Origin of the sequence: Halopseudomonas sp., from assembly GCF_036961105.1 — a bacterium.
Taxonomy (GTDB): domain Bacteria; phylum Pseudomonadota; class Gammaproteobacteria; order Pseudomonadales; family Pseudomonadaceae; genus Halopseudomonas.
This window is the reverse complement of sequence record NZ_JBALWW010000032.1, coordinates 1-21390: the sequence shown is the minus strand read 5'-3', so window position 1 is coordinate 21390 and position 21390 is coordinate 1. Positions and strand designations below refer to the sequence as shown.

Annotated in this window: 25 protein-coding genes; 7 read left to right on the top strand and 18 right to left on the bottom strand. The window is 59.2% G+C overall.

Annotated elements, in window-relative coordinates; genetic code table 11:
- Positions 1–146: 146 nt before the first annotated feature.
- From V7756_RS18400 to V7756_RS18380, 5 genes are all read right to left on the bottom strand, one after another.
- The gene (locus V7756_RS18400) at positions 147–515 is read right to left on the bottom strand and encodes a VOC family protein (RefSeq protein ID WP_335611664.1); all 369 of its coding nucleotides are present in this window, start codon (positions 513–515) and stop codon (positions 147–149) included.
- An 88-nt stretch (positions 516–603) separates the two neighbouring features.
- The gene (locus tag V7756_RS18395) at positions 604–1194 is read right to left on the bottom strand and encodes a class I SAM-dependent methyltransferase (protein ID WP_335611663.1); all 591 of its coding nucleotides are present in this window, start codon (positions 1192–1194) and stop codon (positions 604–606) included.
- 24 nt (positions 1195–1218) lie between these two features.
- On the bottom strand, positions 1219–1650 hold the full coding sequence (locus V7756_RS18390; RefSeq protein WP_335611662.1) for a hypothetical protein: 432 nt from the start codon (positions 1648–1650) through the stop codon (positions 1219–1221).
- 58 nt (positions 1651–1708) lie between these two features.
- Positions 1709–2413: a hypothetical protein gene (locus V7756_RS18385; RefSeq protein ID WP_335611661.1), complete on the bottom strand. Its 705-nt coding sequence runs from the start codon at positions 2411–2413 to the stop codon at positions 1709–1711.
- Between the two features lie 23 nt (positions 2414–2436).
- Entirely contained in the window at positions 2437–4170 is a 1734-nt protein-coding gene (locus V7756_RS18380; RefSeq protein ID WP_335611660.1) for a sensor domain-containing diguanylate cyclase, read from the bottom strand.
- A gap of 381 nt (positions 4171–4551) precedes the next feature.
- Between V7756_RS18380 and V7756_RS18375 the strand changes: the two genes are divergently transcribed.
- The gene (locus tag V7756_RS18375) at positions 4552–5370 is read left to right on the top strand and encodes an HDOD domain-containing protein (protein WP_335611659.1); all 819 of its coding nucleotides are present in this window, start codon (positions 4552–4554) and stop codon (positions 5368–5370) included.
- Positions 5371–5448: 78 nt separating this feature from the next.
- Here V7756_RS18375 and V7756_RS18370 read toward each other — a convergent pair whose 3' ends face one another.
- Genes V7756_RS18370 through V7756_RS18360 form a run of 3 tightly spaced genes read right to left on the bottom strand, consistent with a single transcriptional unit; the run spans position 5449 to position 7304 of the window.
- Entirely contained in the window at positions 5449–5835 is a 387-nt protein-coding gene (locus V7756_RS18370; protein ID WP_335611658.1) for a hypothetical protein, read from the bottom strand.
- A 26-nt stretch (positions 5836–5861) separates the two neighbouring features.
- Positions 5862–6896 carry a hypothetical protein gene (locus V7756_RS18365; protein WP_335611657.1) on the bottom strand — a complete coding sequence of 345 codons (1035 nt, stop codon included), beginning with the start codon at positions 6894–6896 and terminating at the stop codon, positions 5862–5864.
- Between the two features lie 33 nt (positions 6897–6929).
- On the bottom strand, positions 6930–7304 hold the full coding sequence (locus tag V7756_RS18360; protein WP_335611656.1) for a hypothetical protein: 375 nt from the start codon (positions 7302–7304) through the stop codon (positions 6930–6932).
- 237 nt (positions 7305–7541) lie between these two features.
- Between V7756_RS18360 and V7756_RS18355 the strand changes: the two genes are divergently transcribed.
- The gene (locus V7756_RS18355) at positions 7542–7757 is read left to right on the top strand and encodes a DUF2945 domain-containing protein (RefSeq protein ID WP_335611655.1); all 216 of its coding nucleotides are present in this window, start codon (positions 7542–7544) and stop codon (positions 7755–7757) included.
- A gap of 145 nt (positions 7758–7902) precedes the next feature.
- On the opposite strand, the gene rimO is transcribed toward V7756_RS18355, so the two are convergent.
- Positions 7903–9234, bottom strand: coding sequence for a 30S ribosomal protein S12 methylthiotransferase RimO (gene rimO / locus V7756_RS18350; protein WP_335611654.1), 1332 nt, complete (start codon positions 9232–9234; stop codon positions 7903–7905).
- 224 nt (positions 9235–9458) lie between these two features.
- Between rimO and V7756_RS18345 the strand changes: the two genes are divergently transcribed.
- The 4 genes from V7756_RS18345 to V7756_RS18335 all read left to right on the top strand — a co-directional run bounded on the left by V7756_RS18345 (position 9459) and on the right by V7756_RS18335 (position 13506).
- The gene (locus V7756_RS18345) at positions 9459–9971 is read left to right on the top strand and encodes a sigma-70 family RNA polymerase sigma factor (protein WP_335611653.1); all 513 of its coding nucleotides are present in this window, start codon (positions 9459–9461) and stop codon (positions 9969–9971) included.
- The gene (locus V7756_RS19165; protein ID WP_442909029.1) at positions 9950–10159 is read left to right on the top strand and encodes a DUF4880 domain-containing protein; all 210 of its coding nucleotides are present in this window, start codon (positions 9950–9952) and stop codon (positions 10157–10159) included. Before V7756_RS18345 ends, V7756_RS19165 begins: the two co-directional genes overlap by 22 nt.
- Entirely contained in the window at positions 10090–10944 is an 855-nt protein-coding gene (locus tag V7756_RS18340) for a FecR domain-containing protein (RefSeq protein WP_335611652.1), read from the top strand. Before V7756_RS19165 ends, V7756_RS18340 begins: the two co-directional genes overlap by 70 nt.
- A gap of 99 nt (positions 10945–11043) precedes the next feature.
- Positions 11044–13506, top strand: a complete 2463-nt coding sequence (locus V7756_RS18335) for a TonB-dependent siderophore receptor (protein WP_335611651.1) — start codon at positions 11044–11046, stop codon at positions 13504–13506.
- A gap of 87 nt (positions 13507–13593) precedes the next feature.
- Here V7756_RS18335 and V7756_RS18330 read toward each other — a convergent pair whose 3' ends face one another.
- The 9 genes from V7756_RS18330 to V7756_RS18290 form a co-directional block, all read right to left on the bottom strand.
- Positions 13594–13950, bottom strand: coding sequence for a DUF1428 domain-containing protein (locus V7756_RS18330; RefSeq protein WP_335611650.1), 357 nt, complete (start codon positions 13948–13950; stop codon positions 13594–13596).
- A 71-nt stretch (positions 13951–14021) separates the two neighbouring features.
- Positions 14022–15245: an RNA polymerase sigma factor gene (locus V7756_RS18325; RefSeq protein ID WP_335611649.1), complete on the bottom strand. Its 1224-nt coding sequence runs from the start codon at positions 15243–15245 to the stop codon at positions 14022–14024.
- Entirely contained in the window at positions 15245–15604 is a 360-nt protein-coding gene (locus V7756_RS18320) for a YciI family protein (RefSeq protein ID WP_335611648.1), read from the bottom strand. The genes V7756_RS18325 and V7756_RS18320 overlap by 1 nt, the downstream gene beginning before the upstream one ends.
- Positions 15605–15614: 10 nt before the next feature.
- Positions 15615–16028, bottom strand: a complete 414-nt coding sequence (locus tag V7756_RS18315) for a VOC family protein (RefSeq protein ID WP_335611647.1) — start codon at positions 16026–16028, stop codon at positions 15615–15617.
- A gap of 173 nt (positions 16029–16201) precedes the next feature.
- Positions 16202–16420 carry a YgdI/YgdR family lipoprotein gene (locus tag V7756_RS18310; protein ID WP_335611646.1) on the bottom strand — a complete coding sequence of 73 codons (219 nt, stop codon included), beginning with the start codon at positions 16418–16420 and terminating at the stop codon, positions 16202–16204.
- A gap of 317 nt (positions 16421–16737) precedes the next feature.
- Positions 16738–16971, bottom strand: a complete 234-nt coding sequence (locus V7756_RS18305) for a YgdI/YgdR family lipoprotein (protein ID WP_335611645.1) — start codon at positions 16969–16971, stop codon at positions 16738–16740.
- Between the two features lie 240 nt (positions 16972–17211).
- Complete coding sequence (locus V7756_RS18300) at positions 17212–18168, bottom strand: alpha/beta fold hydrolase (RefSeq protein WP_335611644.1); 957 nt, start codon at positions 18166–18168, stop codon at positions 17212–17214.
- A 25-nt stretch (positions 18169–18193) separates the two neighbouring features.
- Complete coding sequence (locus V7756_RS18295; protein ID WP_335611643.1) at positions 18194–19009, bottom strand: SDR family NAD(P)-dependent oxidoreductase; 816 nt, start codon at positions 19007–19009, stop codon at positions 18194–18196.
- A 14-nt stretch (positions 19010–19023) separates the two neighbouring features.
- Positions 19024–20499, bottom strand: a complete 1476-nt coding sequence (locus V7756_RS18290; RefSeq protein WP_335611642.1) for a flavin-containing monooxygenase — start codon at positions 20497–20499, stop codon at positions 19024–19026.
- 82 nt (positions 20500–20581) lie between these two features.
- Here V7756_RS18290 and V7756_RS18285 point away from each other — a divergent pair, with 82 nt between their 5' ends.
- Complete coding sequence (locus tag V7756_RS18285; protein ID WP_335611641.1) at positions 20582–21202, top strand: TetR/AcrR family transcriptional regulator; 621 nt, start codon at positions 20582–20584, stop codon at positions 21200–21202.
- Positions 21203–21390: the final 188 nt, after the last annotated feature.

The window sequence follows — 21390 nt, the reverse complement described above, 5'->3', positions numbered from 1 at the left end:
GCAGCTGGGATGAAGAGGTATGTAGTAAGTTTGGCTGGCTGAGGTAGTGCAGTTGCCTTACGCAGTTTGCACGCCGCGCCGTGTTGCCTGCGGCCTAAGAAAGCCGGAGTGCGGTTGCCTGCACTTTCATTTCAGCTCAAATCAAATCAATTCAGCTCGCGATAGGCACGGCTGGATATGCAGATATTGTTCTGGTCCGGATCCTTGGCATTGGCAAAGGCATAGCCGTTAGCCTGGTGAGTGCTGCCAAAGAGCAAACCGCGCTCGGCGCTGATCGCTTTGAAAGCCGCCACATCGGCTACGCTGAACATCAGCTTTACAGCGGCTTGGCCGAGCTTGACACTCTTGGCGGCCTGATGAATCAACAGGTTGGTGCCGCCCTTTGGGGCGGTCAGTTCTATCAATCCTTCCACCACCTCACCTGAGGTCTCGAAACCAAAATGCAGCCGATAGAATTCGGCGCTGCGCTGCATGTTTTTTGCGTAGATGATTATGGTATTCAGGGTGGCTGACATGGCGGTGGTCCGGGCTCAAGTGAGTGCAGAAATACTACTATGGATGTTTTCGACGCGGCTTTGATGAACGCCGCCATCGGTTCGGATATCAGCGTTTGAGCGCGACCACCGAGTAAGTGTGCCAGTGTTTGGTCCGGCCAACCAGCGTGGTGCCGGACTCATCCCGTTCATGCACTTCTATCACCTCATATTGATCGAACAGGGCCAATACCTGCTCTTGCGTCAGGGCGGTAACGGGGCTGCGGTAGCCTTCGGCCCAGCTGTCGTTTACGCCCATGAAGTCGCCGGCAAATACGCCGCCGCTGGCGAGGCTGCTGGTGATACGTTGCCAGAGCTTGGGGAAGCTCGCGGGCTCGGCAAAAAACAGGCTGGCGTTGGCGATGACCAGGCCGCAGGCAGGGTATGCAAACTGTTCGAAGCTGGCCTGGCTGATCTGGACGCGCTCTTGCCCTGCAAAGCGTTCGCGGCAGATCGAGACGGCATCTGCGTTGATGTCAAAGCCATGCACCTGGTAGCCCAGCGCTGCCAGGTAGCTGATGTCGCTGCCGGTGCCGCAGCCGCAATCGACTGCTGTAATGCTGCCCGAGCTGTTGAGCTCGGCGGCCATCTCTGTTCGCGGCGCGTGCGGGCGTGAGACGGCTTTGGCGTAGTATTGCTGCCAGATGCTGGTGTTGTTCATACGGTGCTCTGACTCGTGGGTGGTTCAGCCTGCTATTCGGTTTGGTGGCGTGACGGCAATAAACCAGCGCGGGTGCATCTGGTCAAAATCGGTTCGGCAGTTTTCCTCCAGGTAGCTGGCAGAGTCGAGCACCACCGCTTTGCCAGCCTCTCGCCTGAATACCACCCAATGCCAGAACTCCTTGCCTTCGGCTTGATGATGCTTGATGGGCAGCAACGCCAGGTCAGGCAGCGCTTGCCAGTGGATGAAGGGCGCGTCAATTGGTGAGCTGGCAACGCCGGCGTCGGCCAGCAGACAACGAACATACTGGGTATCTGACCAGAGCGCGGTGTCTGCGGCATAGATGCCCATGCCGTTGGCGATGGCGCGCATCTGGGCGTAACTCTTGCCAAGGATGCTGGCTACGGCGGCGATGCCGCAGCCGGTGGCTTCTTCCTGTATTACCGGCGGGTGCATGCTGCGTACTCGTGGCTGTGGCGGGTGATGGTAGCAGCTGGGCGTGCAAGCCAAGCCATCATTTGAATACGCGCTCTGCCTCTTGCCGCAGCGCGGCCTTGGCCCCGGCGGCGAGCGGCTGGCCATGGGCGGCGATCAGGGCGTCGAAATCAAGGGTCAGCAAACTGTCGAAGTCAGCGCGCAGCGAGCCGCCCTTGGGCGTGACGCGTTTGCGCCAGGGCCCGCCGATGTTGATCCCCTTCTTAAAGCCCAGCAGCTTGAAGACCAAACGAGTAATGGCGCTGAAATAGCGAAAGTCTGCGTGGTATTGCACGCTGTCACCGGTGATCAGCAGTTGGTGTTGTTTGAGCAGCACAGCCGCCTCCGGGTAGGTGGCTGTGCTGAACACAAAGAACGCGGCCTCGGGTAGCGGCGGCGCAACCTGTTCGGTGATCACGTGGTTGGGCGTGGGCTGCGGGTAGGTGGCTTGCCCAGGTTGCGCCCAGAACGCGCAGCCATAGCGCTCTAGGTAGAATGCATCGTCCATGCCGTGGAAGTCACTCAGCCGCAGCAGGTGCGCCACCTTGCCCAGCGTCTCCAGGCTGGCGAGGCTCTGTTCGCTCAGGCGCACTGGGTTGATCAGTGTGAGCTCATCCTGATGTTGCACAATGATCATGTTGCGGTTCATGCGCAGGCCAGGCCCCATGCGAATGCTGCCCTGCACCCAGTAAACGCCGGCGTAGAGCTGTTGGATAGGGTCGTGCGGATAGGCTGGGGGATGCATGGGTCGTCCTTGCAGTTGGCGCGTCACGGGGTTGGCGTTACGCCGGGCACAGTGGTGGCGCTGTCGCTGTTCAAGCACACTTGATCGCGACCTTTGTGCTTGGCCTCATACAGGGCTTGATCTGCCCGGTTCAGGGCGGTTTCTATGCTGTCTGTGGTGAGGTTGACGGAGGTTACGCCAATACTGACGGTCAGGCTCAACTGCTCTGTGGAGCTGGCGGCGATGCGTTGGGCGGCAATCGCGGCGCGTACGCGTTCGGCGCACGCCAACGCCTGCTCGGTGTCAGTCTCGGGCAGCAGCATGACAAACTCTTCACCGCCAAAGCGAGCCAGCAGGTCTTTATTGCGGCTTTGGGCTCTCAGCGCGCGCGCGAGGGTAATGATTACCTGATCACCCACGGCGTGGCCGTAGGAATCGTTGACCCGTTTGAAGCGATCAATGTCGATGGCCAGCACCGCCAGCGGCTGCTGATGCGCCTTGGCGACCTCCATCAGATAACCAGCCTCGGAGAAGAAGTAGCGACGGTTGTAGAGCCGGGTGAGCGGGTCGGTGGCGGCCTGCTTTTTCAGCTCGTCCTGCGAGGCGCGGATGTCTTCCAGGATCTTGATGCGGTGCGAGATGATAAAGGCCAGCATCAGCGCTTCCAGCATGATGCCGATACCCACACCATGGCTGGCGAGGTAGGTAGGCTCTATCAGGCCCTTGTAAAAGAGCACGGCCATCACGTTGAAAATGACGAAAAAACTGTGCCCGATCAAAAAGAACTTGGCCAGCGGGTTGCCCTTGCGCAGCAGCGAGATGCTGACCGAGAAGGTCACCAGCATCATGATGGCGGCAGCGGTGCTGGCCGGCTTGAGCGCGGCGGAGATGTCGAACAACCCCCAGACGAACATGGCGCAGAGCGGCAGCAAGAGTGCCTGTAGGAAGCGGTGCTCGGTGGGGTAGTGGGTCTTGGTTTCAAAGATGGCCATCATGAACAACAACAGGAAGATCGGCATGGTGATCAGCGTGATGTTGAGCATGAAGATTTCATCGCCGTACACATCAAACAGGCTGGCCACCAGGCCGTAGGAGAGGGCGATCCAGACCAGGCCGGAGACGAGGTAGAAGGAGTAGTAGATGTTCTCCAGCTTGCTGGTGGCGAAATACAGCAGGAAGTTGTAGAACACCAGCGCGAGCATCATGCCGACCAGCAGGGCGATGTCGTTGTTGGTGCCCACCAGCGCCTGGCGCGAATCTTCCTTGTCATAGATGTTGAGCGCAAACCACTGGTGCGAGTAGGCGAAGCTGCGTACATACAGCGTGGTTGTTTGGGCAGCAGGCAGCGTCAGTGGATACACCGCGACGCCGCGATACATGAGGTTGCTGTCCCCCACCCGGTCCAGATCGAGCGTCTCGCTACGCAGCCATTGGCCGTTGCGTTCTTCGTGAAATTCAATGGCACGCACGTGATAGGCGTGGGGCATGTGCACATCCAGCGCTATCTCGCTATCGGAGGTGTTCTGCAATATCACCTTGTACCAGGCGACCCTGGCGTTGGTGCCCAAACTGGTGGTGCTGGCGGTTTCGCGAAAGCTGCGATCGCGAATCTGCTGGTAGGTCAGCTCACGCGAGTCGTCTATGTAATAACCGATACGAAAGTCGGTGAGTTGAACCTTGGGGGAATCGATGACCACTTGGGGTTCTGCGAGGGCAGGGCAGGCCCACAGCAGTAACGACAGCAGGATCAACAGTAGCGGGATACGGGTAGGCGTCATCTGCGACCGTCCGGATTGGTGTAACAGCAGGTGCCATCTTGGCTCCAATGCACCCATGTTAGCCAAAGCAGCCACGCGGTCCAAGCCTTGTCTGCAGGCTCAGGCCAGCTTGTGTTCTGATAGTTGGCCAGGGGCGAGCGAAATGGTGTCTCTTGCAGCCTGCGGTGCGGGCGAGCGGCCGCGATGCAGTGCTTGCTTTACCTTTGGCAGACAACTACTTTTGTGTAGTCCGTGCAGCTTGCACCTGGGCCTGATGTTGTCTGGCGCGACGGACTGGGGGTTACCCACCGAGTTGGCCATGTTCCGGTTATTGGTAAAAGTCGTTTCTGTGGTATCAGAAGCGAAATTCAGCTGTGTCCGATTGCCAAGGAGATTTTAACAATGAATATAAATGAGCTGCTGGCGCAAAAAGACAAGCTTCCCAACGTGCCGGAGGTGGTGAAGGAGTTGATTCAGGTGTTGTCTGATGACAATGCGAATCTGGATGCCATTGCCAACAAAGTGGCCAAGGACCCCACCTTGTCGGTAAAGATATTGCGTATGGTGAACTCGTCTTACTACGGTTTGCCGCGCACGGTTAATTCCATTGACGAGGCCATAGTTCGGATCGGTTTTGAGCGCTTGAAGATTCTGGTGATCTCTTCGGGGCTGTCGGGGTCGGTCACTGGCGAGGTGGAAGGGCTGGATATCAAGCGCTTCTGGAACGAGTCTTTTGAGACCGGCGAAATCTGCAAGATCATTGCAAAGAAAACCAGGAGTGTAGAGGCGGACGTCGCCTTTACCGCAGGCATCATCAGCAATATCGGTCGTTTGTTACTGCACCTCACTACCCCCAATCGCGCCAAGGCAGTACAGACCATGGTGGACGAGGGTGCAGACCGCAATCAGGCCGAGCTGGACAGGTTCCAGTTCACCAGCCCTGAAGCGGGCGCGGCCTTGCTGGAACAGTGGAAGTTGCCGGTCGAACTCTGCGTGGCGGTGTTGCAGCAGCGCGCGCCGCTGAACCACGCTGAACCCAGCCCACTGGCGGCGGTGATCAGTATGGCCAAGCAGATGCTGGCGGCGCGCAAAAGAGGCGACAGCGCAAAGCAGATTGTTGATGCCGTTTCACTGCCGCTGGTTTCGCTAGCGGGTGTGAAAGAAGGACTGGGGGATATTGCCGAACAGGTGGTAAACCTGGAGCCGATGAAGATCGCCTGAGGCTCGCCATAGGCACACCTGACTACAGCGCCGTTGCGGGCTTGCCGGTACGCCCGCAACGGCGCTGCGCTACCGAGTTTACTCAGCCATCACTGGCGGCTGGTTGAAACTGACGATGGTATACAGCTTGCCGGGCGCGTACTGGTTGTCGGGCCGGTAGGTGACCTCCACCGAGGCAGGTGCGTTCTCGGGATATTCCACCTGGTCGCAGGTTTCAACGTCTACCCAAAGCTCCACTTCCTGCATGCCATCGCTGATACTGCCAAAGCAGCCGCCGTCGCCCTCATACATCCAGAAGGTCATCCTGCCGTTCAAAGTGACGCGTTCTTCAGGCATGGCAGGCAATGCGGGGAAGCCGACGTTGTTACCGGCGGGAATTGTGGATTCAGCTTCATTACCATCCGAGCAACCAGTGAGGGCTGTCAAGGCGGTGAGCAGGCCGCCGGTGCGCATCCATGGGGTCATGTTCAGATCCTTTTGCCTGCGGCGGCTTAACCGAGGATTGGCAGATATTGGTTGAGCCGGGCGGGCAGGGCGCCGACTACCAGCGAGCGCGTCTTGTGCCAGTAGGCCGAAAGAAGCAGCAGCATGGTGCCGATGAACAGCCCCGAAACCGCCAGGCTCATACTGACCACGCCGTAAACCTCCAACAGGTCGCTGAAGGCATAAAGTACGTAGGCGAGTGAAGAGACCATGAGCGCGCGGCGGTCGATGGCTATCGAAATGATGCCGAGCAACAGATAGAGCATCACTATGCTGACGATGCCAAGCAGGCTGCTCTGGCCATCCAGAATGCCCAGCGAGGCGAAGATCGGATGCACAATCAGCGGTGCGGCGAGCAGATGCAACCAGAAGGCAACGTCCGATTTGCGTGAGCGCCTTGTCGTGTCCTGCGCGTCCCAATACATCGCCAGCAAAAAGGTGGCGATGCCGCAGCAGATCAGCACCGGGTTAAGCAGGTTTACCTCGCGCAGGTGCGCCTTGCCGTCAGTCAGGATGTAAACCCCGACCACCACGCTGGCAATCAGCGTAGCAGCGCCGGCCGCTACTGTTACCGGTACCTTGAATTTCAACCAGTGCACCCAGGCGGCGAGCACCCCCGAGAGCAGGGCCAGCACCGGCAGCATGACCACCTCATCGGCCCGCCAGCCGGGCAGCAGCATGGTGCCCGCGACAAAGGTGAGACCTGCGACGCTGATAACGAAAGCCAGCAGAAACATGATCGCCGGCAGCGCCAGACGTTTATGGCTGATGAAAAACACCGACAGCAGCCAGGACAGGATCGCGCCCACCAGCGGTGGTAGCAACTGATGAAACTGAGCCGCTACCCAGCTTGCAGAGATCAATAGTATCAAGGCCGCGATGCTGACGAAGATGTCATTGAAACCGGATATGAGCCGGAAGTTTTCTTCGTCTACCGTATTGCTGCTGGCGTTCGCCGCCATGAAGCTTCTGAAGCGGATGACGGATTCTTTGTCGAGTACGCCTTGGCTCACCGCGGCGTCTAGATCATTGTCGTTATACATGTGCGTCCTTGCTTTGAGCTTGTAGGTGTTACTTCAGCAACTGAGATTGATCTTGCGGTTGCGCCACCAGCCGAGTCCGCCAATGGCCAGAAACCCAAGGCCCATCACCAGTAGAAAATAATCCTGGCGGCCCTGAGCCAGCGTCATATACAGACCGAAGCCGCTGAACATGATGCCGAAGAAGAAGAACATGAGCAGGCCGGTGGGAATCGATTTGCGCTTACTGCCAATGCCCAGCAGCAACTTGTTCTTGCGCATGATCTCGTCGAGGTTGCTGGCCTCTGCGGCGCAGCTGGCAGAGCAGGCGAGACCGTAGCCGGTATCGGTGGTGCAGCTGGGGCAGAGTGCCTTGTTGCAAATTTTGCAGATACCGACGGCGTCGTCAGCGTGGTGGTTGAAGCACTTCACTAAGGAGACCTCCCTGTTCTTGCCTTGTCTGGCTCAATGCGCGGCATCTTGTCTGGTGCCTGGCGTTGCGCCACAGCTTCCGCGATTGCGCGGCGATTTTCAACAGCCCCTGCGAGTGTCGCGCACAGGCTGTGGACAGGCGCGCGCCTGGCGCCAGTTTAAACTTGCCCAGCGTTAACCGGTCGAATGTGGGGCAAGTATCCGATTCTCAATACCAGACATGAAGGGAGAGCGTATATGAGCCACAAGTTTAAAGTTGGCGATCACGTCAGTTGGAACTCCGAAGCAGGCCGGGTGCGTGGCACCATTACCAAAGTGCATACCTCGGAAACCACGTTCAAAGGCCGCAACCGTCACGCCAGTGAAGATGAGCCGCAATATGAGATCAAGAGCGACAAGACCGATCACCTTGCCATGCACAAGGAAGACGCGCTCACTCGGCTGAAGGCCTGAGGTTTTATACCTGAGACGGCCGGGTTTTATCCCAGCCAGCGGTGGTGTTGCTGAGGCCCATGGTCGAGATGGAGCTCGACCATCACGGTAACAAATCGCTAAGCAGGCGGCCTGTGGGGGCGCGGGCAGGCCGCTTTCGTTTCGCTCAGGCCAGTTGCGCCCAGAGGTCGTATTCGTCGGCATCGGTCACTGTGACCGTGACCAGGTCGCCCGGCTGCAGCGGCTCGTCGGTATCGATATACACGTTGCCGTCGATCTCCGGCGCGTCGGCCATTGAGCGACCGATCGGGCCTTCTTCGTCGACTTCATCGATGATGACCTGAATGGTCTTGCCGACTTTCTGCTGCAAGCGCGCGGTAGAAATGGCTTGCTGGTGGGCCATGAAGCGATCCCACCGATCCTGCTGGACGTCTTCCGGCACGGCTTCCAGACCCAGATCATTGGCGGGCGCGCCTTCAACGGGGGAGTATTTGAAGCAACCCACGCGGTCCAGCTGCGCTTCGGTCAGCCAGTCGAGCAGGTATTGAAAGTCTTCTTCAGTCTCGCCCGGGAAGCCGACAATAAAGGTCGAGCGAATGGTCAGCTCGGGGCAGATTTCGCGCCAGTTCTTGATGCGCGCCAGGGTCTTGTCTTCAAAGGCTGGCCGCTTCATCGCCTTGAGCACCTTGGGGCTGGCGTGCTGGAAGGGGATGTCGAGGTAAGGCAGGATCTTGCCCGCCGCCATCAGCGGAATCAGCTCATCGACGTGCGGGTAGGGGTACACATAGTGCAGCCGCACCCAGATACCCAACTCGCTCAAGGCTTCGCACATTTCAGTCATGCGCGATTTGACCGGGCGGCCATTCCAGAAGCCGGTGCGGTACTTGATATCGACGCCGTAGGCGCTGGTATCTTGCGAAATCACCAGCACTTCCTTAACGCCAGCCTTGGCCAGGCGCTCAGCTTCGCCCAGTACCTCTCCCACCGGCCGGCTGACCAGCTTGCCGCGCATGGAAGGGATGATGCAGAAGCTGCAGCTGTGGTTGCAGCCTTCGGAAATCTTCAGGTAAGCGTAATGACGCGGGGTTAGCTTGACGCCCTGCGGCGGCACCAGATCGATCAGCGGGTTGTGATCGGCACGCGGCGGTACAACCTCGTGCACGGCGTTGACCACCTGTTCGTATTGCTGCGGACCGGTTACCGCCAGCACGCTGGGGTGCACGTCGCGAATTGCGCTTTCTTCCACGCCCATGCATCCGGTGACGATCACGCGACCATTTTCGGCGATGGCTTCGCCGATGGCATCCAGTGACTCAGCCTTGGCAGTGTCGATAAAACCGCAAGTATTGACCACCACAACATCGGCATCTTCATAGGTGGGTACCACCTGGTAGCCCTCGGTGCGCAGCTGGGTAAGGATGCGCTCGGAATCGACAAGTGCCTTGGGGCAGCCGAGGGAGACAAAGCCGACTTTGGGGGCGGACGCAGTGGTGGACATCAATGACCTCGCGGGCGGGCATAAGAACAATGCCGGGAGCTGAAAACGGCGTATTCTAGCGATCTGCCCAGCGCCATTCCAGCTTTGCCGTATGCCGTCCGTCCCGCCATTTCAGTAACCATTCCCATTATTGTTTGTCGGCGATTGCAACAGGTCTGTTATCTGCATACAATGCGAACAATTCTCATTTATGAGCAATGAATTCAGCATGCGAGAGGGAGCTCATGTCGCCCAGCGAAAGCGCAAAACAGCAATGCGGCGTTCTGTACTCAGAGCACCACAGCTGGCTGGTCGGCTGGCTTCGCTACAAGCTGGGTTGTCTGCATGATGCCGCCGACCTGGCGCAGGATACCTTTGTGCGAGTGCTGACTTCGCGCGAGCTGCAAACGGACCAGCCGCTGCGCGAGCCTCGCGCTTTCCTGCTGACAGTGGCAGGGCGGCTGGTATCCAACCATTTTCGGCGGCGTTCATTAGAGCAGGCCTGGCTGGAAACCCTGGCGGCATTGCCGGAACAGCAGATGCCTTCGCCGGAAGTACAAGCCAGCTTGCTGCAGAGCCTGCATGAAGTTGACGTCATGCTCGATGGCCTGGCAGCACGGGTCCGCCAGGCCTTTCTGCTGGCACAGTTGGAAGGACTTACCTACGCACAGATCGCCGAGCGGCAGCAAGTCAGTGTGCGAACGGTCAAACGTTATATGGCGGAGGCCTACGAGCAATGCATCATGCTGACTCTCTGAATAGCTTGGACAACCAGCACAAGCTAGACCGCGCCGCAGTGCGTGAGGCGGCCGTGTGGCTAGTGCGCTTGCATGAAGACCGCCAGAATCAACAAATCCTGGATGCCATATCCAGTTGGTGTGCCAGCGACCCGGCGCGGCAACTGGCCGGCAGCGCGCGCAGCAGGTTAACGACAAGTTCGGGCTGATTCCGCCTGAGTTGGGCATGCCCGTGCTGGGGCAGGTGAGCGATAGTTCCAGGCGCCGCGCGATCAAGGCGCTGGTGCTGCTGATGACCTTCATGCCGGCCAGCTACATTGCCTATCGCAGCGCTCCCTGGCGCGAATGGACGGCCGATTACGCCACCCGCACCGGCGAGCGGCGTAGCTTGTCGCTGAATGACGGCACCGAGCTGCAGCTCAATACCGACACCGCCCTGGATGTGCAGTTTGATGCGGCGCAGCGGTTGATCAGGCTGCATCGTGGTGAGGTGTTGGTTGATACCGGCGCCGATCCGCGCCGCGCAGATGAAGCCTTCCGACCCTTCTGGGTACAGACGCGCCAAGGGCGCATTCGCGCGCTGGGTACCCGCTTTGTGGTTCGCCGTGATCATGAGGTTACCCGGGTGCAGGTGTACGACGGCGCGGTAGAAGTCCTGCCTGCGCATGCTGCGGCGCGGCAGGTGATCCAGGCCGGGCAGCAATTGAGTTTCAGTGCCGAGGCTGTGCAGTTGCCGCGACCGGTGGACCCGCATGGTGCAGACTGGGCGCGCGGGCTTCTGGTGGCGCAGCAGATGCCGCTGGGCGAATTTGCCCAGGAACTGGCGCGCTACCGGCCGGGGCTGCTGCGCTGCGATCCGGCGATAGCAGATCTGCGCATCAGCGGTGCTTTTCAGTTGGACAACACCGATCAGGTGCTGGCAGCGTTACCGGATACGCTGCCGGTCAATGTGGTGTATCGCACCCGCTACTGGGTGTCGCTGACCCCGGCATGACCGCAGTGAGCATCTGATACAGAAATTCTGTCCCCTTTTTCCAGCTCCCGTGTCATTCCCATAGATAACTCATTTTTTTCAGCTTCAGGAGTCTACGGAATGACGCATTTTTCCACTTCGCACGCCAGAACTGCGTGTCGCACCGGCCTGCTTCCTTTGCGGGCCGCAGTAGTCGCGGCCACGCTGGCGATGGCTGTGCCACAGGCTCACGCCCAGAGCGATACCCCCAGCACCAGCACCCAGCGCAGCAGCTATCAGGTCGCGCCCGGCCCGCTGGACCACGCGCTGACCGACTTTGCCGCCCAGGCCGGCGTCACGGTGCAGTTCAAGCCATCACTGACCGAGGGGCGCCACTCACCCGGCCTGCGGGGCGAATACAGCGTCAATGAAGGGTTTGCCCGCTTGTTGCAAGGTTCGGGGTTGACTATTAACGAGCGCGGCAGTCGGGTGTACGTACTCAGCGCGGCGGCAACGGATGCAGCGCTGCTGGAGCCGCTCACCATTACCGGGCAGCGCGCAGACGCGTCGCCGAGCTTGGCAGCCGGCAGCATAGTGGCGTCCACCTCTGCAGCAGGCACTAAAACCGGCACGCCACTGATCCGGACGCCGCAGGCGGTGAACGTGGTGACCCGCGAAGAGCTGCAGCAGCACGGCGCCAACAATGTGACTCAAGCGCTGCAGTACACACCAGGGCTGGTCAGTCAGTACGGCAATGCCGATGTGCGGCATGACTGGTTCACCGTCCGTGGTTTTACCCCAGGCCGTTACCTAGATGGTTTGCGTCTGCCGTTTGGCGTGCTGGGCTACGCGCAGCCAAAAATTGCCAGCTACGGGCTGGAGCGGGTAGAGGTATTCAAGGGGCCGGCCTCTGTGCTCTATGGCCAGAACGCCCCGGGCGGCATGATCAATATGGTCAGCAAGCGCCCCAGCGCTGAACCGGTGCGGGAAGTCTACGCCGAGTACGGAAGCTATGACGCCCAGCAAGTGGGGTTCGACCTGGGTGGCGCGTTGAGCGACAGCGGTAACCTCCTTTATCGCCTGGTAGGCCAGTTGGGTGAGGCAGACTCGCGGGTGGATTACCTGAGCGAAGAGCGTCAGTTCATTGCGCCCTCGCTGACCTGGCTGATCAGTGATGCCACGCGTTTGACCCTGCTGGCGCAGTATCAGAACATCGATTCCGATGGCGGTGGCGCTCAACCAGCGTTGCCAGCAGTGGGTACGCTCTACGGCGGCTCTCCCTACGGCAAACTCGATGCCGACACCTTCATCGGCGAGCCGGGCTTCGACCGTTTCAGCAATGAGCAAATGATGGCCGGCTGGGAGTTTGAGCACCAGCTCAATGACGTGTGGCAGTTGCGTCAGAACCTGCGCGTCTCGCGGGTCGATACCTACACCCAGCGCGTGCAGGCCTACAGCATGATCAGCCCGACGGTACTGGCGCGTTATGCCTGGGCCTTCCCGGAAGATTCCACCACCTTCACCGTGGATAACCAGGCCATCGCCCGCTTTGCGACGGGGTCAGCCGAGCACACCTTGCTGCTCGGGGCGGATTATCAGAACGAAGATGCGACCTACGATGAGCACTTTCAGGGCACCAGCGTCAGTCCTATCGATCTGAGCACGCTGCAGTACAGCGGCGATGCGGTAAAGCCACCGCTTACCACAAGACGTGAACAGGATCGTTATCAGGCCGGCCTGTACCTGCAGGAAGAGCTGCAACTGGCTGGTTGGACCTTTAACCTGGGTGGCCGTTACGACATTGCCAAGGCTGAAAGCAAAACCACCGACGTGCTGGCGGGCACCAGCAGCACCGTGGATCAGGACGATGAAGCCTTTACCGGGCGCCTTGGCGTGGTGTATGAGTTCGCTAACGGTATTGCGCCTTACGCCAGTTACTCGCAATCCTTTGCTCCTACCGCCGGGGTGGGCGCTGACGGCAATGCGTTGAAACCCACCGAGGGCGAGCAGTATGAGCTCGGCATACGCTATCAGCCGGCCTCGGGCAGCAGCCTGTGGAGCTTGTCTGCCTACGAGCTGACGCAGGAAAATGTGCTCACCCGCGACCTGCTCACCAACGTCCGTTCGCAAACCGGCGAGGTGCGTGTACGCGGCCTGGAACTGGAGGGCAAGATGGCCCTGAGCCGCGGATTGGACGCGAGCCTTTCCTATGCGCTCACTGACAGCGAAATCACCCGTGACGGCAACCCGGCCATCGAAGGTAACGAACAACCCTTTGTGCCCAACAAGCAGGGCAGCGCCTGGCTTAACTATGTGGTGCAGAGCAGTGCCCTGCGCGGGCTTGGGTTGGGCGGCGGCGTGCGCTATATCGGCAAATCGTACGGTGAGGTGGCCAATAACTTCGAATCGCCGAGTGTCACCCTGTTTGACGCGGTGTTGAGTTACGACGTGGGCGAGTTGACTCAGTCGCTTGATGGCACGCAACTTTCGTTGAGTGCCAACAACCTGATGGACAAGGAATATGTGTCCTACTGTATTTCCAGCACCGGCTGTTTCTATGACGGCGGTCGGGTGGTCACAGCACAGGTGAAATACAACTGGTAGCTGCAGGTCAGGGTCGGCAACGCTACAGGACGTTGCCAACCAAAAAAAGTGGTTTTGAAGCGCGCCTGCCTGCAGGCAGGCGCCGGTTCAATCAATCACTACCTTGAAACCGCCAAAGATCATTCGCTTGCCATCAAAGGGCATGCTCTCCGGCGTCATCTGATCCTTGAGTCTGGGGTCAGCCATCACCAGCGCCAGGATGCGGTCGCGCTCCTCGCGCGAGCTGTAACGAATCCAGGAAAATATCACCACCTCTTCCGCCTCCAGCTTGACGCTCATGGGGAAGGACGTGTGCTGCCCATCGGGCACATCGTCGCCAACGCATTCGACGTATTCCAATGCGCCGTGCTCCATCCAGACTGTCTTGGCGACCTCGGCCACGCGTATGTATTCATCGACCTTGGCTTTCGGTACCGGAACCACAAAACCATCTACATAAGACATATCTACCTCCTGGGATCTCTGATTTTTCAGGGTGCACAAGCATGTCGGTCAGTTGGCGACGGATTCGACATTTATGCGGTTGTTTCCATTTCGTGCAGACGACGACTGAGAAAGCGCTGCTCCTGCTGGTTGTTCACCAGCGCCAGCGCCGCGCGATATTGCTCGGCTGCCTCGGCATATCGCCCGAGACGGCGCAACAGGTCGGCACGGGTAGCCGGCAGCAGATGATAGTTGGGCAGATAAATGTGTTTGAGTAACGCCAGCCCCTGTTCCAGGCCGTCGGCCATAGCGATGGCCACGGCGCGGTTGAGCGCTATGATCGGCGTCGGCTGCTGCTGGTAGAGCAGGCTGTAGAGCGCGGCAATGCGGCGCCATTCGGTTTGCGCGCTGCTGGGCGCCTGGGCGTGCAGTGCGGCTATCCCGGCCTGAAGCGTATAGGCGCCGGGCCGAGCCTGCTGAAATGCGCGGCTGGTGTGATGGCAACCGAGCTCTATCTGCTGCTGATTCCACTGGCCGCGGTCCTGATCCTCAAGTAGCACCAGGTCGCCTTGTTCGTCGATGCGCGTGGTGCGCCGCGAGTCGTGCAGCAACATCAGGGCGAGCAGGCCCCGCGCTTCGGCTTCTGCAGGCAGCAGACGGACCAGCAGGCCGGCAAGACGGATTGCTTCCTGGCAGAGATCGTTGCGGATGATCCTGGCACCGAAGCTGGCACTGTAGCCTTCGTTGAATATCAGGTAGAGCACTGCCAGTACTGACTGCAGGCGCTCAGCCAACTGCTCGTCCGTGGGGAGCTGAAAGGCAATGCCGGCATCGCGTATCTTGCCCTTGGCGCGCACCAGTCGCTGCGCCAGCGTGGGCAGGGGAAGCAGCAGAGCACGCGCAATTTCGTCGGTTTTCAGGCCGCCCAGGGTATGCAGGGTCAGAGCGACCTGGCTGGCTTGGGGCAGTGCCGGATGGCAGCAGGTAAAGATAAGCCGCAAGCTGTCCTGGGGCTCCTCATGCTCGTCAAGGTCTGCGGTCAACTGCTGTTGCAGGTGATACTCAAGCGCGTCGCTTTTTTCTCTCTGCGTGATCATCCGGCGCTGCTGGTCAATCAGCTTGTGCTGCGCGGTTCGGCTGAGCCACGCAGCGGGCGTGTCTGGCCAGCCCTCGCTGGGCCATTGGCGCAGAGCCGCCTCGAAGGCGGCCTGCAGGGCGTCTTCTGCCTGATCAAAGTTGCCACAGCGGCGGATCAGCCCGGCCAGCAGCTTGCCGTACTCGCTGCGGTAGAGCTGATCCAGCGTGGGCCTGGACATTACAGCTGGTACGCCGGGTCGAGCGGGCGCACTTCGACCACACCTCCAACCGAGAGCGGTGGAATGCGGCGGGCGAAGGCCAGGGCCTGATCCAGGTGCTCGCACTCGATAACGTGAAAGCCGCCCAACTGCTCCTTGGTTTCGGCAAAGGGGCCGTCCATGGTGATCAGTTCGCCTTGTTCCTTGCGCAGGGTGGTAGCGGTATGCGTGGGCATGAGCTTGCCACCGCCCCGGTAGTGGCCTGCGGTAACCATCTCCTGAATCAGTTTGTCGTAGTCGTTCATGATGCCCTGGCGTTTCTGGTCGGGCAGAGCGGCCCACAGGGCTTCATCAATGCAGCACAGCAGCATGTATTGCATGGTGGTTTCCTCAGGCGTCGAGCGCGCAGGTGCAGTTGATCATCCACTGGATGCCAAAACGATCGGTGAACATGGCGAAGCCGCTGGACCAGAAGGTTGGCTGCAAGGGCATGCCGACGTTGCCGCCCGCCGAAAGAGCGTCAAAGAAGGTCTGGGCCTTGTCCAGATCATCGCACTGCAAGGCGATCTGCATGCCCTGGGGCTGCTGGTACATGGCGGGCGGCGCGTCGCAGCCCATGAGAAAGAACTCACCGTCGCTCAGGGTGACATGCATGATGCGATCGTGCATTTCGGCGGGCATCTCATCGGCCATCGGTGAGCCGGCGTAGGGCATGGCTTCGAGTTTGCCGCCCAGACAGGCGTGGTAAAAGGCAAAGGCCTCGGCGCAGTTGCCTGCGAAGGAAACATAGGGTGTCAGCTGCATTGCGAATTCCTCATGTGTGAACGGACAGGCGTAGTTGCCCTGGGTCACATATGCGTCGGTTAAAGGAGACGGATTTCGACAGCAAGCTTAGCTGAGCAGAACAAAAAGGGTAGAAGAGGGCGAGCGAGGAAACAGCGTGTGGGGCGGCGAGCGCTGGGCTCGCCGCCAGAGAATCAGCGCTCTATCACGGACTTTACATCCGCTTGGCGTATCTGCGCTTTGCGACCATCGGCATCTTCATACTCCACCATGCCGGTGTCATCGTTCAGCTTGGGTTTGCCATCGGTCGCGATCATCTCGCCGCTGGTGGTGCTAATGATGTACTCACTGGAACAGGCGGTCATGGTGATGGCCGCGAGCAATGCAAAGGCGACAAGAATTGCATGTTTCATGGTGGTGCTCCTGTGGTTGGTCGCGCTGTCCTGCCGGTTTGGTTATTACAGTTTCAAGAATAGCCGCAATTCTTCAAAAAGCTGCAAGGAGCCCGGTAGCTTTCGCCAAGAGGCGATGGCGGTTGGCAAATCAGCCGACCAAACACCTGGCCCGCATGGTGACTGGCAAGGAAATGGTGAGTAAGGCGACTCAGCAACTCCTGAGCACAGGAAAGGGCCGGAAAAGACAGAAGCAGGGTGGGTAAAAAAAGAGAAACAACGCGGGGGAGGTGCGAGACGGAAATGGCAGGGATCTGGGCCGACCCCTGCCGCATCAATCAGCGTTCGATAATTTCCTTCACTTCAGATTGCTTCATCTGGTTCTCGTAACCTTGCTCGTCTTCGTATTCGATCATGCCCGTATCATCGTCGATCTCGGGCTTTTCATCGCTTTCGATCAACTGGCCATCTTCGGTACGAATCAGGTGATCATTGGAGCAGCCAACTACCCCCATCAAAGCGATGGCGCCAACGGCAGTCAATTTCCAGAGCTTCATATCCAATAGGTTCATAACGGCATCCTCTGTCAGCCTAGGGTTGTGCAAAATGTACACATAAATGACAGGTATATGACGTCAAAGGTTCATTTGTTTTGCCTAAATGGCGATTATTTCGTCGATCTGCTCACATAACGGACTATAAAGATGTGTAAATAATAAACGCTGTAAAAGCCGCTCTAACCCCTTCCCGGCAATCGCAGGCTTTGTGCAATTGCCGGGAAGGCAGTAAGGCAGTCATGCCCGGGGGAGGCATCAGGCTCGCGTGCTGGCCACTCTCGCTAGCACGCGACGGATGAACTCGCTGGTTATCGCCGGCTGGGTAATGGGCAGCATGTGACCGCCGTCTATCAGCTCCAGTTGGGTGCCGGGTAGCGCATCAACTAGCGCTTGCCCTTGCTCCTGTGGATCAAGAATACGATCCTGACGCCCATAGAGAACGCTCACAGGCAGCGTCAGACTGACGTAGCGTTGCTGCATGGCAGGCAGCACTTCCGGCAAGGCATGCATGTCGCTCGAGGCGGCAATGAACTGGCTGGGGCGCATACCGAGGTAGCCGCCGCCGCGCAAAGGAAAGTCCTTGGGTGCGGACTCCGGACCGAAAACGATATCCAGTACCTTTTCGCGGTTGCGGATCGATAGCGGAATGGCGAGGGTCCAGCCCACCAGTTTGCGAAGCCAGAGGTAAGGAATATCCAGCGCGGCAAAGGCCTTGGATGTTTCGCTCGGCATGTGAGTCAGGGGGGCAATCAGGGCTAGCCCCGATACCTTGCCGGGATGACGCAGGGCCGTAGCAAGTGCCACCGCACCGCCCAACGAATGCCCCACAATCAGCGGGCGCTCGAGCTTGAGCGCATCAATGACCCCGGCCACGACATCTGCCTGCACATGCAGTGCGGCGGAAGAATGCGGATGCCGCACCGAATAACCGCTACCGGGGCGGTCTATGGCGATCACCCGGTGATCTCGGGCCAGCTCGCCAAGCACCTGGTAGCCAAAGTTCTGCGCGACGCCACTGAGGCCATGGATCATCACGATACTGGGCCCGCTACCTTGTTCAAGATAATGCACGCGGGTGCCCTGGACTTGGAGAAAGCGTCCCTCCGGCGGCATGCCCAGTTCGACTCGTTTGCTGATGAACAGGGTGAACAGGAAGAGGCCGACAATAACGAGCAGCAAGAGAAAAACGATGGTATAGAGCAGATAACTCACGATTAAATCCCTTTGGGTGGCGATATCAGTCGTTGTTGGTAGCCAGGCCAGGCAGCAGACGCCAGTAGTTCACCGGCATCAGACGTTCAAGCCAGGCTAGGAGCCGGGCATCGTTACCGACTATTACACGCGCCTTATCCTTCTGGATACCACGCAGGATGATCTGCGCCGCCCTCGGCGGTGGCATGCGCAGCAATTTCTGCGCTTGCGCCAGCTTCATCTGCATCTGTTGCTCGGTAGCGCCTTCGGGCGGTCTGGCACTGGTTGCAATGGCGGTGGCGATACCACCGGGATGCACGACGGTCACGCCTACCGGACTGTTGACCAGCTCCAGGCGCAGGGCGTTGGAGAAACCGCGCACGGCAAATTTGCTGGCGCAGTAGGCCGTCTGCCCGGCCGGGGTTATCAGGCCAAACAGGCTGGATACGTTGACGATACGTGCTGCAGGGCGTTGTTTGAGCAGTGGCAGGAAGGCGCGGCACATGGTGACCACGGCATCAAAATTGATCGCCATCAACCAGTCGAAGTTCTCGACGCTGACTTGGTCAAAGTTGCCGCCCAGCGCCACACCGGCATTGTTAATCAGCAAATCCACCTGACCGTGCTCGGCCATGATGGCCTGCGGCAGCGCCGCCACAGCGTTGCGATCGGCTATATCCAGCGGGTGCTCGCTGACGCGCACACCCTGGGCGCGAGCCAGTGCCGCCGTTTCCGCCAGCGCTTCGGCGTTAAGGTCTGCCAGCGCCAGGTGGCACTGTTTCTCAGCCAGGGCCAGCGCCAAGGCGCGGCCAATGCCGCTGCCGGCGCCGGTCAGTACTGCCACACAATGTTGTACCTGCATTCTTTTTATCCTTGTTATTGGAACTGCATTACGCCGTCATCGACGCGGCCGTACTGAATGGTGAACTTGTCTGCCAGATAATTCTGATGAACCTGCCAGGGCTTGCGGTCGCCCTGTTTTGGCAGCATGCCCTCGGCGCGTTGCACGTATCCCGAGGTGAAATTCAGGAAGGGCTCCACATTCACTGCAGGGTCGCGACGCGGAACTGCCATGCGAAAACCCTTGGCATCCATGTAGCGCAGCAGGCGGCAGGTGTAATTGGACGTCAGCTCGGCCTTCAGCGTCCAGGACGCGTTGGTATAGCCAAAGGTCAGAATCAGGTTGGGAATGTCGCTCAGCATCATGCCCTTGTACGACATGCGCTCGCCAAAGGCGACCGCATCGCCGTCCACGGTTACCTGTACATCGCCCATGGCGTTTAGCTTGAGGCCCGTTGCAGTGACGATGATATCGGCTTCCAGCTCTTCGCCCGAGGCCAGACGGATACCCTTCTCGGTAAAGGACTCTATGGTGTCGGTGACCACTGAGGCGCGCCCGGCGCGCAGGTCATGAAACAGATCGCCATCCGGTATGGCACATAGGCGCTGATCCCATGGTTTGTAGGAGGGCGTAAAGTGCTTGATGTCGACACCGGAGCCAATCTGGGTCTGCGCCATGTGCAGTAACCGCTGCTTGAAGGCATCGGGCTTGTTGCGCGCAATACGGTAGAAGAAGGCGCCCAGCAAGACGTTCTTCCAGCGGGTGAGCGAGTGCGCTGCGGGCATGGGGAGCCACTTCTGCAGGGTCTGCGCCAGCCCGTCCTGCAGTGGTCTGGCCACGACATAGCTGGGTGAGCGTTGCAGCATGGTGACGTGCGCCGCGGTTTGCGCCATCGCTGGCACCAGGGTGACGGCGGTAGCGCCGCTACCGATAACCACCACGCGCTTGCCGCTGTAATCCAGGTCCTCTGGCCAGAACTGCGGGTGAACTATTTCGCCGGCAAAGTCCTGCTCATTGGGGAAGCTCGGACGGTAGCCTTCATCGTAGCTGTAGTAACCGGCGCAAACAGACAGCAGGCGTGTCTGAAAAGTCTCTTCTCGCTCGCTGCCGTCAGCATCGATAGCGACGGCGGTTACTGTCCACAGTGCCTCTTTGCTGTTCCAGGCGGCATGGGTCACCTTGCGCTGGAAGCGAATATTGTGGGTGATGCCCGACTCTTCGGCAATGTCTTCAATGTAGCGCTTGATATCGGGTCCGTCGGCGATCGCCTTGCGATGGGTCCAGGGCTTGTAGCTGTAGCTGAGCGTATACATGTCCGAATCGGAACGGATGCCGGGATAACGGAACAGGTCCCAGGTGCCGCCGATGGCATTCCGGCGTTCGAGTATCAGGTAACGCTTGTCAGGACATTGGTCGGTCAGCGCATGCGCAGCACCAATGCCGGACAGACCGGCTCCGATGATGAGAACGTCAAGAGGAGTTGGTTGAAATTGTATTTGTGATGCACTCATGGTGGTTTCCCGTGAATGGGTGGTGGTGACAATCTAAATTGTCATTTAGAATTTGGCAATCTTAATTGTCAGAATTTAACTCATGAATACATCTACCCCCGCCAAAAGACGCTATCGCGGCACTGGCGTGGAAGAACGCAAGGCTGAGCGCAGGCAATTGCTGATTGATGCCGCTACCGAGGTCTATGGTCGCAATGGCTATCGGCACTCGGGTGTCAAGCAGGTGTGTGACGCTGCGGGACTGACCCAGCGTTACTTCTACGAGTCGTTCTCGCATAGCGATGAACTGCTGATCGCCTGCTATGAGCAAGCCGCGCGCCGTCTGCGAGAAGAAAATGCCAACGCCGCTCAGGCCGCGGGATCTAGCCCTTCGGCGCGCAGCAAAGCCATGTTGCGGGCCTACTTCCAGACACTGAAAGAGCAGCCGTTGATTGCACGGCTGCTGCTGATCGAGATTCGCGGCATCAGTCCGGCGGTGGATCGTGCCATTGACGAAGCGCTCAAGAAAACCAGCGAAGATATGGCGAAAATGTTTGCCGGCTCAGCAAAACAGGCGGATCTGGATGATGAATTGTTGCTGGCAGGAATTCTTGGCGGCGTCATCCATATTGCGTTGCACTGGATGGCAACGGGATACCATGCCCCGGTGGAGCAAGTGGTGGCGACGGCCTTCAAGCTGAGTGGTTCACTGCTGGAGGGGTGAGGCGGCGGAGAGACTCAGGGCTGTAGTCTGCGCAGCAGCCCGTATGCGTGGGACGGCGGGGTTCCATCCCGGCCTGTGGTGGCGGGTTGAGAATTGCTGGTGTATATCGCGCTCGATGAGATGGTCTCCTCCCTCTCCCTTCTACGGCGTCGATGCGCCAAGGGATAGATGCTAAACATCTACTGAAA

Coding starts and splice junctions, on each gene's coding strand:
- V7756_RS18400 (WP_335611664.1), bottom strand. CDS start 515: ATGTCAGCCACCCTGAATACCATAATCATCTACGCAAAAAACATGCAG.
- V7756_RS18395 (WP_335611663.1), bottom strand. CDS start 1,194: ATGAACAACACCAGCATCTGGCAGCAATACTACGCCAAAGCCGTCTCA.
- V7756_RS18390 (WP_335611662.1), bottom strand. CDS start 1,650: ATGCACCCGCCGGTAATACAGGAAGAAGCCACCGGCTGCGGCATCGCC.
- V7756_RS18385 (WP_335611661.1), bottom strand. CDS start 2,413: ATGCATCCCCCAGCCTATCCGCACGACCCTATCCAACAGCTCTACGCC.
- V7756_RS18380 (WP_335611660.1), bottom strand. CDS start 4,170: ATGACGCCTACCCGTATCCCGCTACTGTTGATCCTGCTGTCGTTACTG.
- V7756_RS18375 (WP_335611659.1), top strand. CDS start 4,552: ATGAATATAAATGAGCTGCTGGCGCAAAAAGACAAGCTTCCCAACGTG.
- V7756_RS18370 (WP_335611658.1), bottom strand. CDS start 5,835: ATGACCCCATGGATGCGCACCGGCGGCCTGCTCACCGCCTTGACAGCC.
- V7756_RS18365 (WP_335611657.1), bottom strand. CDS start 6,896: ATGTATAACGACAATGATCTAGACGCCGCGGTGAGCCAAGGCGTACTC.
- V7756_RS18355 (WP_335611655.1), top strand. CDS start 7,542: ATGAGCCACAAGTTTAAAGTTGGCGATCACGTCAGTTGGAACTCCGAA.
- rimO (WP_335611654.1), bottom strand. CDS start 9,234: ATGTCCACCACTGCGTCCGCCCCCAAAGTCGGCTTTGTCTCCCTCGGC.
- V7756_RS18345 (WP_335611653.1), top strand. CDS start 9,459: ATGTCGCCCAGCGAAAGCGCAAAACAGCAATGCGGCGTTCTGTACTCA.
- V7756_RS19165 (WP_442909029.1), top strand. CDS start 9,950: ATGCATCATGCTGACTCTCTGAATAGCTTGGACAACCAGCACAAGCTA.
- V7756_RS18335 (WP_335611651.1), top strand. CDS start 11,044: ATGACGCATTTTTCCACTTCGCACGCCAGAACTGCGTGTCGCACCGGC.
- V7756_RS18330 (WP_335611650.1), bottom strand. CDS start 13,950: ATGTCTTATGTAGATGGTTTTGTGGTTCCGGTACCGAAAGCCAAGGTC.
- V7756_RS18325 (WP_335611649.1), bottom strand. CDS start 15,245: ATGTCCAGGCCCACGCTGGATCAGCTCTACCGCAGCGAGTACGGCAAG.
- V7756_RS18320 (WP_335611648.1), bottom strand. CDS start 15,604: ATGCAATACATGCTGCTGTGCTGCATTGATGAAGCCCTGTGGGCCGCT.
- V7756_RS18315 (WP_335611647.1), bottom strand. CDS start 16,028: ATGCAGCTGACACCCTATGTTTCCTTCGCAGGCAACTGCGCCGAGGCC.
- V7756_RS18310 (WP_335611646.1), bottom strand. CDS start 16,420: ATGAAACATGCAATTCTTGTCGCCTTTGCATTGCTCGCGGCCATCACC.
- V7756_RS18305 (WP_335611645.1), bottom strand. CDS start 16,971: ATGAACCTATTGGATATGAAGCTCTGGAAATTGACTGCCGTTGGCGCC.
- V7756_RS18295 (WP_335611643.1), bottom strand. CDS start 19,009: ATGCAGGTACAACATTGTGTGGCAGTACTGACCGGCGCCGGCAGCGGC.
- V7756_RS18290 (WP_335611642.1), bottom strand. CDS start 20,499: ATGAGTGCATCACAAATACAATTTCAACCAACTCCTCTTGACGTTCTC.
- V7756_RS18285 (WP_335611641.1), top strand. CDS start 20,582: ATGAATACATCTACCCCCGCCAAAAGACGCTATCGCGGCACTGGCGTG.